This is a genomic window from Thermaerobacter composti (genome assembly GCF_033582035.1).
In the GTDB taxonomy this organism is placed as follows: Bacteria; Bacillota; Sulfobacillia; order Thermaerobacterales; family Thermaerobacteraceae; genus Thermaerobacter; species Thermaerobacter composti.
In genome coordinates this window covers 1,821,279-1,833,958 of record NZ_CP132508.1, presented here as the reverse complement: position 1 = coordinate 1,833,958, position 12,680 = coordinate 1,821,279, and the positions used below count along the sequence as shown (strand labels likewise).

Genomic DNA, 12,680 nt, shown 5'->3' with positions numbered 1-12,680 from the left:
CGGTGGACGGGGCCCGGCGCAGCGGGTCCCGGGGCGGGTGGGGACGCGGCCTTCGTCCCATGGGGGACGGGAGGGAGGGGTGTGCCATGGCGACGGCGGCGGACGAACGGGTGCCCAACCGCTGGGTCATGGTGGTGGCCGCCATCCTGATGCAGCTCTGCCTGGGCGCCGTATACGGATGGAGCGTCTACGTCCGACCGTTGATGGAGGCCTTCGGGTGGACCCGGTCCCAGGTGACCCTGGCCTTCACCCTGTCCATCGCCTTCCTCGGCGTGGGGACCATCATCGGCGGCCTGCTGATGGACCGGCGCGGGCCGCGGCTGGTGGCCACCGTGGCGGGCGTCGTCTACGGGTTGGGCTACACCCTGACGGGCACCGCCGACAGCCTGGGGGAGCTGTACCTCTGGTACGGGGTGGTCGGCGGCCTGGGCATGGGGATGGGCTACATCGTGCCGGTGGCGACCCTGGTCAAGTGGTTCCCCGACCTGCGCGGCTTGATCACCGGACTGGCGGTGGCCGGGTACGGCGCGGGGGCCCTGGTCATGAGCCCCTACGCCGCGGCGAGCCTCGAGACGCGGGGCATCGCCCCGACCTTCTTCACCCTGGGCCTGGTGTACCTGGTGGTCGTGGTGGCGGCCGCCCAGTTCTTCCGCAACCCGCCCGAGGGATGGGCGCCGCCGGGCTGGCAGCCCTCGGCGCGGCAGCAGGCCGCCCGGGCGTCCCGCGACTTCACGGTGCAGGAGGCGCTGCGCACCTGGCAGTTCTGGGTGCTGTTCGTCATCCTCTTCCTCAACGTCTCGGCCGGCATCATGATCATCTCCCAGGCGTCCCCCATGGGGCAGGAGCTCGTCGGCATGACGGAGACGCAGGCGGCGGCCGTCGTGGTCGGGACGATCTCGATCTTCAACGCCCTGGGCCGGATGTTCTGGGCGGCGCTCTCGGACTACATCGGTCGGCGGGCCGTGTTCCTCACCATGTTCGCGCTGCAGGCGGCGCTGTTCGCGCTCCTGCCCTCCCTCGAGACGCCCTGGCTCTTCGTCGCCGCCACCGCGCTGATCGCCCTCTGCTACGGCGGCGGCTTCGGCACGATGCCGTCCTGGAGCGCCGACTACTTCGGCCCGCGGTACGCGGGCAGCATCTACGGCATCATGCTGCTCGCGTGGGGTCTCGGCGCCATCCCGAGTCCGCTGATGATCGCCCGGGTGCGGGAGGTGACGGGTACCTACACCACCGCCCTGTACGTGATCGCCGTCACGATGCTGGTGGCGCTGCTGCTGCCGCTGGTGGCGCGACCGCCCGCCGCGGCGCGACGGGCGGCGGCGGGGACGGCGGCCGCGTCGGGGGACTGACGCCCGCGCCGCCCACGCCGCCCGCGCCGGGGGTCCGTGCGAGCGGGGGCGGCCCGGCCGTGCCGGGCCGCCCCCGCCGTCTGTCGCGCGGATCCCGGGCGGTGTCCCCGGGCGCCGTGGACCGACGGCCGTCCGCCTGGCTTCCGCCCGGCAGACGCCAGGGGTCGACGGCACGAGTTTACAGAACGTTTACAGGATCGCGACGCCTTCGTCACAGGCAACGAACCCCGCGGGGTTACAATGGACCCGGTACGGGACACGGCGCGAGGGCGTGGATGCCGACGCCGACGGCCGGGACCGCCGCGTCCCGGCCCCAGGGCGCCGGGCGCGGGGAGCGGCCGCGACGGCGGCCGGCGACTTCGCCCCGCCCGCGCCCCCACCGCGGATCGCCGACGCGAGGCGGATGGTGGAAGGGGTCGAAGGCCATGGGCAAGGACGACCGCATCGATGCGTCCGGTGGCGCCGGACCCTGCGCGGGCACTGAACCCTCCGCAGGCTCGGAGCCTTCCGCTGGCCTCGGGCCCTCGGCACGCCCTGGGCCCTCCGGGGACCCGCCCGGCGGACCCGCGGGGAGGGAGGGCCGATGGGATCGGGTCGCCCCGCGCCCGCGCCCGGCGTCCGACGGTCCGGACGGCGGGTGGGTGGTGTTCGAGCCCGCGCCCGGCAGCGGGCGCGGGCTCGCCCCAGTTGACGACCTCCATGACGATCCCGCGCCGGTCCCCGGCGGCGACGCCATCGGCGGGGGCGTCGTCCGCGCGGCCTCCGCGCAGGCGGCCCACGCCCCCGCAGGCCGCCGGGACGGCGGCCCGCTGCGGATGGCGGCCGCCGAGGGTCCCGCGGGAAGGGGGACCCCGTGGGCTCCACCGGCTTCACCGCCGGGCGCCGATCCGGCGGGGCCCACCGGCGCCGCCGGCGCCGGTCACCACGGCGGGGCTGCCGGTGGCGGCCCGGGGGGCGACGGACCGGGCGGGTACGGGCAGGACGGCGGCTACGGGGCCGCGTCCCCGGGCGGGCCCGCCGGCCCCGCGGGGCGGCATGCGTGGTGGTCGCGGCTGGCCACGGCCCTCTTGGGAGGGCTGCTGGGTGGCGGACTGGTCCTCTATGCGGTGACGGCGGGCCCCTTGGCGCTGGCGCCGGACCGCGGCGTGGGGACCGGCGGCTCGCCGACGGGGACGGGGAGGGAGGCCGCAGAGGCGCCGCCCAGCGCCTCGCCGCCCATCGCGGCCGGCGGCACCGTGGTCGACTTCTCCGCGGTCTACGAGCGGGTCGCCCCCTCCGTCGTCCGCGTGGTGCGCACGGCCCGGGGCATCAACCCCTGGCTCGGCATCGTGGAGGAGGAGAGCTCGGGGTCGGGGGTCGTGATCGACGAGCAGGGCCACGTGGTCACGAACTTCCACGTGGTGGAAGGTGCCTCCCAGCTCCTCGTCGTCCTCGACGACGGCACCCAGGTCGAGGCGCGCCTGGTGGCCCAGGACCCCAGCCACGACCTGGCGCTGTTGCAGGCGGACCTTCCCCCCGACCGGGTGCGACCAGCGCGGCTGGGCGACTCCGACGCCCTCAAGGTGGGCGAGCCGGTCATGGCGGTGGGCTACCCCTTCGGGCTGCCGAAGACGGCGACGACGGGCGTCATCAGCGGGCTGCACCGCAATTACCTGGAGGCGCCCAACGGCCGCATCATCCGCGAGGTGATCCAGACCGACGCGCCCATCAACCCCGGCAACTCCGGGGGAGCGCTGGTCAACGCCCGCGGCGAGGTGATCGGCATCAACACGGCGATCCTGTCGACCTCGCCGTCGCCCGGCTCCATCGGCATCGGCTTCGCGGTGCCGATCAACATCCTGAAGCGCGAGATGGACCTGTTCCTGGCCGGCGGGACGGTGCAGCACCCCTGGCTCGGCATCGGCGGCCTGGCCGTCGACCCCGACAGCCATCGCCAGCGCGGCCTGGCGGTCGACCACGGCGTGCAGGTGGTGGAGGTGGTGCCCGGCGGGCCGGCCGACCGGGCGGGGCTGCAGCCGGCGCGGTACGTTCGGGTGAACGGCGCGCTGGTCCCCATGGGCGGCGACGTCATCGTCGCCGTCGACGGACAGCCGGTGCGGGACGTCCCGGAACTGGTGGGATACCTCGACCAGAAGCGGGTGGGCGATCGGGTCACCCTCCACATCAACCGCGACGGCCGGGACCTGCAGGTGCCGGTGGTGTTGGGGGCGTTCCCCGACGAGCGGCGCGGTCCGTGAAGCCGGTGCACGGCAGGGCCGGGGAAGCGGCGCGATCCGCCGCCCGCCTGGTGGTCGCGGCCGGACCAGCGTTCGCCGCTCTGCCGTCATGCCCCGGGCAGGCGGTGCGAACTGCGGCCCCCTCGGCGGCCGCCGCGGGAGCAGCGTCCGCCGCGCCGGCGTCATGGCCGCGCCGGCGTCATGGCTCGGTGCGGCGGGCGATCCGCCGCCCGCTTCGCGGCGGCGGCCTAGGGTGCGGTTCGGTGGGCTCGCTGGTCGAAGCCCCGCCCCGCGAGCCCCCGGCCCCGCGAGCCCCCGCCCCGTTGACAGCGGTCGTATGCCGGCTTAGAATCCGTGGCAACAGCCCAACGCGGGAAAGGCGATGCGCGGGACGAGTAGGCGTGTACCGGCGGCCAGCGAGCCGGCGGCCCGGTTCGTCCGGGAGGGTGCGAGGCCGGTCCGCCAGAGGGCACGCTGAATGGACCCGCAAGCCGCAGGCCGAACGCCGTCCTCCGTCCGTCCCCCGGCCAGGGGGCACCAAGAGGGCTCCCACCCCGCGGGGGAGCCGACGGGGATCCCCGGTCCCGGGTTCAGCGGCGCGGATCCCGGGTCCAGCCGGGTCGAGGGAATCCCCAACCGATCGGGCGGGGTCGCGGGGCGCCCGGAGGGGACGGTGCGACGGCCAGTAGGCCCTGCCGGAGCCCCCACCGTGATCCGGGGGAGGGTATCGGCCTTGCGCCCGTACCCGAACGAGTGAGGCCCACCGGCCTAAGTCGGGTGGCACCGCGGAAGTCCCCCCTTTCGCCCCGAAGGCGAAGGGGTTTTTTGTTTGCGGCGGTGGGCCTAATTGGGGTGGCACCGCGGAACGGCGCCTTCCGTCCCCGGACGGAAGGCGCCGTGCGCTTCTTGCGGACGGTCCCACCCCGCCGCTGGCGGTGACGGAAGCCGAAGGGAGGCGGTCGCCATGCAGGGCGTCCTCGGTGCCATGGTCGTCGAGCTGGCCCTGGACCAGGAGACCCCCGTGACCCTGTTCCGGCGGCTGGCCGGCGACGGCCCCGGCTTCATCCTGGAGAGCCTCGGTGGCGGCGAGCGCTCCGGGCGGTTCTCCTACGTGGGGGCGATGCTGCTCCGGGAGCTGATCTGCACCGGAGCGGGCTCGGCCGTCTACCACCGGGACGAACCCGGCTCGGCGGTGGTGGACGTGGTGCCGGGCCCCGCCGACCCGTTCGCCGCCCTGCGCCGGTTCGTCCCCCGCCGGTCGCTGCGGGTGGGGCCCCGGTTCGCGGGCGGAGCGGTGGGGTACGTGGCCTACGATGCCGTGCGCTTCCTCGAGCGCCTGCCGGGTCGCCCGCCGGCGGAGCCGCTGTTGCCCGTGGCTCGGTTCATGGAGTGCGCCCTGCTGGCCGCCCTGGACCATCGGACCCACCGGCTGCGGCTGATCGCGCCGCTGCTGCCCGCGGCAGGCGATCCCCGCCGGGCCGCATCGCGCCGGCTGGAGGTCGCCCTGCAACGGCTCGCCGAGCCCCTGCCGCCGCGGTCGCCCCTGCTGCTGGGGGAGACCGGCGGCGGGGCCGGGGCCGGCGGCGGGTTCGGCCCTCGGCTGGCGGTGCGCAGCAACGTGGACCGGGACGCCTTCCTGGCCGCCGTCCGCCAGGCCCAGGCGTACATCCGCGCCGGCGACGTCTTCCAGGTGGTGCTGTCCCGGCGCCTGGAGTTCCCCTGGCCGGGCGGCCCGGGCGCTCCGTCGGACCTCGACCTCTACCGCGCCCTGCGGGTGGTCTCGCCGTCCCCCTACATGTTCTTCCTGCGGTTCGACCGGGAGACCACGCTGCTCGGGGCCTCCCCCGAGCTGCTGGTCCGGGTCGAGGGGCGGCGCGCCCTGACGCGGCCGCTGGCCGGGACCCGCCGCCGGGGGGCCACCGAGGCCGAGGATCGCGAGCTCGAGCGGGAGCTGGTGGCGGACCCGAAGGAGCGGGCGGAACACACCATGCTGGTCGACCTCGGCCGCAACGACCTGGGGCGGGTGTGCCGGCCGGGCACCGTGCGGGTGGAGCGCCTGATGTACGTCGAGCGCTACTCCCACGTGATGCACATGGCCTCGGACGTCACCGGCGAGCTGGCGGAGGGCCGCGACGCGGTGGATGCCCTGGCCGCCTGCTTCCCGGCCGGGACCCTGACCGGCGCGCCCAAGGTGCGGGCGATGGAGATCATCGACGAGCTGGAGCCCGTGGCGCGGGGACCGTACGGCGGCGCCGTGGGCTACCTGGGCTACGACGGCGACCTGGACATGTGCATCGCCATCCGCACCCTGGTCCTGCACCGCGGGCGGGGCCTGTTGCAGGTGGGCGCAGGCGTGGTGGCCGGCTCCCGGCCCGAGGCGGAGTGGGCGGAGACCGAGGCCAAGGCGCGGGCCGGCCTGCGCGCCCTGGAGGTGGCGCTGACGGGCCTGGCCGCCGCGCCGGCCGTCAGCGCGGGCGCGGCCGGCGGGGCCGGCGCCGAGGCCATCGCCCCGGATCCCGGCGCGACGCCGGGCGATGCCTGGGCGGCCCAGGTGGTGGAGCCGGGGGCGGGGACGCTCGAGGGACGCGCAAGCCGGGCGCCGGAGCCGGGCGGGGCCGCGCCCACGGCCGCGGCGGGTCCGACCCGGGCAGGGGCTTCCGGCGAGGGGGGGCGGACGGCGTGAAGGGACCCGGCGAGGGCCTGCGCGTGCTGGTGATCGACAACTACGACTCCTTCACCTACAACCTCGTCCAGCTCCTGGCCGAGCTGGGTGCGGAGGTCGAGGTCTTCCGCAACGACGCCATCGACGCCACCGGGGTCGAGGACCGCGATCCCGACGCCGTGGTGCTGTCCCCGGGCCCCTGCACCCCCGCGGAGGCGGGCTGCTCGGTGGAGGTCGTGCGGCGGCTGGACCCGGGACGGCCCCTGCTGGGCGTCTGCCTGGGCCACCAGGCCATCGCCGCCGCCCTGGGGGCCCGGGTGGTGCGGGGGCCCGAGCCCGTGCACGGCATGGCCTGGACGGTCTACCACGACGGGACGGGGGTGTTGGCCGGCCTCCCCTCGCCGCTGGAGGCGGGCCGGTACCACTCCCTGGTGGTGGAACGGGCCTCCCTGCCGCCCGAGCTCGAGATCTGCGCCTGGACCGAGGACGGGCTGGTCATGGGGATCCGCCACCGAAAGCGCCCGCTCTTCGGGCTGCAGTTCCACCCCGAGTCGGTGCTCACGCCCCTGGGGCGGCCCATCCTGGCGAGGTTCCTCAGCCTGGCCCGGGCGGTGCGGCTTGAGCGGCCGCGCCGCCGCGGAGGGCCGGGCACGCCGCCACGAGCCAAGGAGGGGATGCCCATGGAGACCATGCCATCGGTCGGCGAGGCCACGGGGCCGGGGTCGACGCCGCCGGGTCCCCCGGGCGGACCGCTGCCGGGTTCCGCAGGCGGACCGCCGCCGGCCTCCCCGGGCGGCCAGGCCCGGTCGGCTGCACCCGCGCCGTCGGCGCCCGCCCGCAACGCCTTGCAGGCGGCGCTGGCCAAGGTCCTCGCCGGGCGCGACCTGACCGCGGCCGAGGCCGAGGCCGCCATGGACGTCATCATGTCCGGTGCGGCGACGCCCGCCCAGGTGGCCGGCTACCTGGTCGCGTTGCGCATGAAGGGGGAGACCCCGGCGGAGATCGCCGGGTCGGCCCGCGCCATGCGGCGGCATGCCACGCCCGTCCGCACCCGCCGCCAGGGGGTCATGGACACCTGCGGCACCGGCGGGGACGGCCGGCACACCTTCAACATCTCCACGGTGGCCGCCGTCGTCGTCGCGGCGGCGGGCGTGCCCGTCGCCAAGCACGGCAACCGCTCCGTCTCCAGCCGCTGCGGCAGCGCCGACGTGCTGGAGGCCCTGGGGGTGCGGCTCGACCTCGATGCCGCGGCCCTGGGACGGTGCCTGGACGAGGTGGGCATCGCCTTCCTCTTCGCGCCGCGCCTGCACGGGGCCATGCGCCACGCCGCCGGGCCGCGGCGGGAGCTGGGGGTGCGGACCATCTTCAACCTGCTCGGTCCCCTGACGAACCCGGCCGGCGCCCGCTACCAGCTGCTCGGGGTCTACGCCGCGGAACTGGTGGAGCCGGTGGCGCGGGTGCTGGTGGACCTCGGCGTGGAGCGGGCCCTGGTGGTCCACGGGGCCCCCGGCCTGGACGAGATGTCCGTCTGCGGCCCGACGGTGGTGGCCCGGGTGGAAGGCGGCTCGGTGACCCTGGGACGGGTCGAGCCGGCCGACGCCGGCCTGCCGGTCTACCCGCTGGAGGCCATCGCCGGCGGGGACCCCGCGCACAACGCCGCCATCGCCCGCCAGGTCCTGGAGGGACGGCCCGGCGCCTACCGGGATGCGGTGTTGCTCAACGCCGCCGGGGCGCTGCTGGCGGCCGGCCGGGTGGCGGACCTGCGGGAGGGGGTGGCGGTGGCGGCCCGCACCATCGACAGCGGGGCGGCCCTGGCCAAGCTGCAGGCATGGGTGCGGCGGACGCAGGAGCTGGCGCCGGAGGCGGCGGGGGAGGTGGCAGGATGACCGGGCGGGCCCACGGGTCGCTGCGGACGGGAGCCGCCGGCGCGGCCGGAGCGGCGGCGGGAGGCGCCGGACGGATCGCCGCGGGTGCCCACGGGGCGGGCCGGCTGGCGGCCATCGTCGCCAGCGTGCAGCGGCGCCTGGCCGAGCGCCAGGCCCGCCGGCCGGAGGCGGCGCTGGAGCGGGCCGTGGAGCAGGTCCTGGCCCGCGAGCCGCGGCGCAGCCTGACGGCGGTGTTGCAGGGCGGACGCCGCCGGCCCACGCCGCCGGTCATCGCCGAGATCAAGCGGGCCTCCCCCGCCGCCGGGCGGCTGGCCCCCGCCGGCGGGGGCCGGTTCGACCCGGTGCGCCAGGCGCGGGCCTACGTGGCCGGCGGCGCGGTGGCCCTGAGCGTCGTGACCGAGCCCGACCACTTCCACGGCGACGCGGCGGACCTGGGCCGGGTGCGGCCGCTGGGGCGGCCGGTGCTGCAGAAGGACTTCGTCCTCAGCCGATACCAGCTCCTGGAGGCCGTGTTGGCGGGGGCGGACGCGGTGCTGCTGATCGCCCGCATCGTGCCGCGGCGGGAGCTGGGGCGGCTGGTGCGGTCGGCCGAGGAGCTGGGCCTCGACCCGCTGGTGGAGGTCAACGACCGCCGGGACGTGGAGGCGGCCCTGGCCGCCGGGGCGCGGCTGATCGGCGTGAACCACCGCGACCTGGACACCTTCGCCATCGATCCCGGCCGGTTCGCCGCCCTGGCGCCCCTCCTGCCCCCGGAGGTGGTGCGGGTGGCGGCCAGCGGCATCGGCACCCCGCAGCGGGCCATGGAGCTCCATGCCCTCGGCGCCGATGCGGTCCTGGTCGGGGAGGCGCTGATGCGCAGCGGCGACCCCGCCCGCTGGTTGCGCGAACTGACGGCGGCCGGAGGGGGTGCGGCGCGGTGACGCCGCTGGGAGAGGGCACGCCCGGCCGCCCCGCGGACGCGGGCCCCGTGTGGATCAAGATCTGCGGCATCCGCGACGCCGAGGCCGCGTTCGCGGCGGTCGAGGCGGGTGCCGATGCCCTCGGCTTCGTCTTCGCGCCGAGTCCCCGGCGGATCGACCCCGACGGCGCGGCGCGGATCGTCGCGGCGGTGCGCGGCAGGGTGGCGAGGGGAGACGGGGATGGGGGCGCGCGGGCTCCGGCGAGCGTGGGCGTGTTCGTCGACGCGCCGGTGACCGAGATGGTGGCCGTCGCGCGCCACGTCGGCCTCACCCACATCCAGCTGCACGGGGATGAGCCGGAGTCGGTGGTGGCGGCCTTGCAGGAACGGGGGTTTGGCGTCATCCGGGCCGTGCCCGTCCCGCGGCCAGGGGTCGCGGACCATGGCACCGCCGCGCCGCTTCCGGCCCTCGCCCTGACCACCCGCGCCGACCGGGTCCTGGTGGACGCCGCCGCGCCCGGCCGCCGCGGCGGGACGGGACGGCTCGCCGACTGGGCGGCGGCGGCGCGCCTCGCCCGCCGCCGTCCGGTGATCCTGGCCGGGGGCCTCGATCCGGGCAACGTCGCCGAGGCGATCCGCGTCGTACGGCCCTGGGGGGTCGACGTCTCCAGCGGCGTCGAGCGGGCCCGGGGCGTCAAGGATCCCGAGCGGATCGCCCGCTTCGTCGCGGCGGCGCGGGCGGCGGCGCCCCGGACGGGGGGAGGCGTCGCGGCGGGATCGGGGGCATCCCGGGACGGATCGCTTGCCGGCGGGGTCGGGGCGGGTCCGCGGGCGCGAGGCGGGGATGCCTGCGTCCCCCCGCCCGCGGGCGGGTGAGCGCGTGGGGGCCCCGCGGGACGTCGCTCCGCGGGGTGCGGCGGGAGGCAGGCGAGGTCGGCGAACCGCGAGCCGCGGTACCTCCGGCGCATCGACCAGCGCATCGACCGGCGCATCGACCCATTGGCCCGGCGCACCTGGCGTGTCGCTGGCGCGTCCCCGGGCCGAGGAACCGGATGCCGCGGGATGCCAGGCGCATCGACGGGGGCGCGCCGGGGCCCGGGCGGTGGACGGGGCCCGCGGCGCCAAGCGACGGGATCCGGCGGCGGGCCGGACGCGCGCCGCGGCGGCCGGCGGGGCGTTGACGCCGCGGCGGTCCGACAGGGAGCGAGGGAGAGGCCATGGCGAGGCAAGACGTGGAGACGCGGGGGCGGTCGCCGGTGGGCCAGGCGGCGAGGACGGTCCCCGGCGGCCCGGGAGCGCAGGGGGGCGATGCGCCCACTGGCGCCGCCGTCCCCGACGCGCGGGGCTACTTCGGCCCCTTCGGGGGCCGGTTCGTCCCGGAGACGGTGATCCCGGCCCTCGAGGAGCTGGCGCAGGCCTACGAGGAGGCGATGGCCGATCCCGCCTTCCGCGCGGAGCTGGACGGGTATTTGCGCGAGTTCTGCGGCCGGCCCACCCCCCTCTACCGGGCGGATCGGCTGGCGGCGGCCTGCGGCAACCCGCACGTCCGCGTCTACCTCAAGCGGGAGGACCTCAACCACACCGGCGCCCACAAGATCAACAACGCCCTGGGCCAGGCGCTGCTGGCCCGGCGCATGGGCAAGCGGCGGGTGATCGCCGAGACGGGGGCCGGGCAGCACGGCGTGGCCACGGCCACCGCGGCGGCGGTGCTGGGCCTGGAGTGCGAGGTCTTCATGGGCGCGGAGGACATGCGGCGGCAACGGCTCAACGTCTACCGCATGGAGCTCCTCGGCGCCCGGGTGCGGGCGGTGACGGCCGGGACCGGCACGCTGAAGGACGCCACCAACGAGGCGATCCGCCACTGGGTGACCCACGTGCGCACGACCCATTACATCATCGGCTCGGTGGTGGGTCCCCACCCCTACCCGCGCATGGTCCGGGACTTCCAGGCGGTGATCGGCCGGGAGGCGCGGGCCCAGGTCCTGGAGCGGGAGGGCCGCCTGCCCGACGTGCTGGTGGCGTGCGTGGGCGGGGGCAGCAACGCCATGGGCCTGTTCCATCCCTTCGTGGACGATGCGACGGTGGCCATGATCGGCGTCGAGGCGGCGGGCGAGGGCCTGAGCAGCGAGCGCCACGCCGCCTCGCTGACGGCGGGCCGTCCGGGCATCCTGCACGGCGCCCTGAGCTACCTCCTGCAGGACGAGGACGGGCAGGTGCAGCCGGCCCACTCGGTCTCCGCCGGTCTCGACTATCCCGGCGTGGGGCCCGAGCACGCCTACCTCAAGACGACCGGCCGGGCGCGGTACGAGGCGGTGACGGACGAGGAGGCGCTGGCGGCCTTCGAGCTGCTATGCCGGACCGAGGGGATCGTCCCGGCCCTGGAGAGCGCCCACGCCATCGCCTACCTGCGGCGGCTGCTGCCCGAGCTGCCGGCCGGCAGCGTGGTGGTGGTGTGCCTGTCGGGGCGAGGCGACAAGGACGTGGCCGAGGTGGCGCGGCTGCGGGGCCGCGCGGCCGACCCCGAGCCCGCGGGGCCCCCGGCGCCCACGGCGCCTACGGGAAGGGAGGAAGGCCGGTGAACCCAGCAAATCCCTGGCCCCCCACAGCCGTCGGAGCATCCGGGAGAGCCGCCGCCGGCGCCCCCGCCGGGGTGGGGGGCGCCAGCCCCGGAGCACCAAGGTCCTTGCGCCCCGAGGCCCCTGCCGGAGCAGCCACCCCCGCGGCAGGGGACGCCGACGCGGTCGCCGGCGGCGCCGGGGCAGCCGGTACGGCGCCTGCCTCCTCCGCGTCCACCGGTGCCGGGGTGGCCGAGCCCAACAACCGCCTCGACCATGCCCTGGCCCGGGCCCGGGCCGAGGGCCGGGCCGCCCTGATCGTGTACGTCACCGCGGGGCACCCGGACCTTCACGCCACGCGCCGGCTGGTCCCCGCCCTGTTCGAGGCCGGCGCCGACGTGGTCGAGCTGGGCATGCCCTTTTCCGATCCCCTGGCCGACGGCCCCACCATCCAGCGGTCGACCCAGCATGCCCTGGCGCAGGGGGTCCGGCTCCCGGACGTCCTGGACCTGGTGCGGGGCCTGCGGACGGACGGCGTGGCAGGTGCCGTGGTGTTGTTGAGCTATGCCAATCCCTTGCTGGCCCGCGGCCTGCTGGACGAACCGGCCCCCCTGGCGACGGCGGGCTTCGACGGCGTCATCGTCCCCGACCTGCCGCTGGTGGAACGAGGGCCGGTGGAGGCGGCGTTTCGGGCGGCCGGCCTGCACCTGATCCCCATGGTGGCCCCGACCAGCTCGCCCCAGCACGTGCGCCGGGCCGTCGCAGGCCGCGGTGGGTTCGTCTACTGCGTCTCGGTGACAGGCGTCACCGGTGCGCGGAAGGACCTGCCCGCGGAGCTCCCCAGGTGGCTGGACCGCGTCCGGGCGGCGGGGCAGCGGCCGGTGGTCGTCGGCTTCGGCGTCTCGGGACCGGACCAGGTCCGGGCGCTGGCCGCCCACGCCGACGGGGTCATCGTGGGATCGGCGCTGGTGGAGCGCATCGAGGAGGCGGCGCGGATCACCGATGCGGACGCACCCGACGGGGACCACCGCACCCGCGCCGTGGTGGACGCGGCGACCGCCTTCATCGCAACCCTGCGGCGGGCCGTCGCCGGCGACCGCGCCTGAGCCGGGTG

At 76.8% G+C, this 12,680-nt stretch carries 8 protein-coding genes and 1 pseudogene; all 9 read left to right on the top strand.

From position 1 onward, the window contains the following. The first annotated feature begins 86 nt into the window (after positions 1–86). Complete coding sequence (locus Q5761_RS07430) at positions 87–1,349, top strand: OFA family MFS transporter (protein WP_318750075.1); 1,263 nt, start codon at positions 87–89, stop codon at positions 1,347–1,349. 644 nt (positions 1,350–1,993) lie between these two features. Further along, complete coding sequence (locus Q5761_RS07425) at positions 1,994–3,586, top strand: trypsin-like peptidase domain-containing protein (RefSeq protein ID WP_318750074.1); 1,593 nt, start codon at positions 1,994–1,996, stop codon at positions 3,584–3,586. Between the two features lie 943 nt (positions 3,587–4,529). Beyond that, positions 4,530–6,248, top strand: a complete 1,719-nt coding sequence (locus Q5761_RS07420) for an anthranilate synthase component I family protein (RefSeq protein ID WP_318750073.1) — start codon at positions 4,530–4,532, stop codon at positions 6,246–6,248. Further along, positions 6,245–6,814, top strand: a pseudogene (locus Q5761_RS12405) (anthranilate synthase component II); the annotation flags it as partial. The gene Q5761_RS07420 and the pseudogene Q5761_RS12405, both read left to right, overlap by 4 nt. A 258-nt stretch (positions 6,815–7,072) precedes the next feature. Beyond that, a complete protein-coding gene (trpD, locus tag Q5761_RS12400; protein WP_413084593.1) occupies positions 7,073–8,113 on the top strand; it encodes an anthranilate phosphoribosyltransferase in 1,041 nt (346 codons plus the stop codon). After that, positions 8,110–9,033 (top strand): indole-3-glycerol-phosphate synthase, encoded by a 924-nt coding sequence (locus Q5761_RS07410; RefSeq protein ID WP_318750071.1) that lies wholly within the window; start codon positions 8,110–8,112, stop codon positions 9,031–9,033. Before trpD ends, Q5761_RS07410 begins: the two co-directional genes overlap by 4 nt. Beyond that, positions 9,030–9,887 carry a phosphoribosylanthranilate isomerase gene (locus Q5761_RS07405; protein WP_318750070.1) on the top strand — a complete coding sequence of 286 codons (858 nt, stop codon included), beginning with the start codon at positions 9,030–9,032 and terminating at the stop codon, positions 9,885–9,887. Before Q5761_RS07410 ends, Q5761_RS07405 begins: the two co-directional genes overlap by 4 nt. A gap of 341 nt (positions 9,888–10,228) precedes the next feature. Further along, complete coding sequence (gene trpB, locus Q5761_RS07400; protein ID WP_318750069.1) at positions 10,229–11,590, top strand: tryptophan synthase subunit beta; 1,362 nt, start codon at positions 10,229–10,231, stop codon at positions 11,588–11,590. Between the two features lie 104 nt (positions 11,591–11,694). Next, on the top strand, positions 11,695–12,672 hold the full coding sequence (gene trpA / locus Q5761_RS07395; RefSeq protein ID WP_318750068.1) for a tryptophan synthase subunit alpha: 978 nt from the start codon (positions 11,695–11,697) through the stop codon (positions 12,670–12,672). Positions 12,673–12,680: the final 8 nt, after the last annotated feature.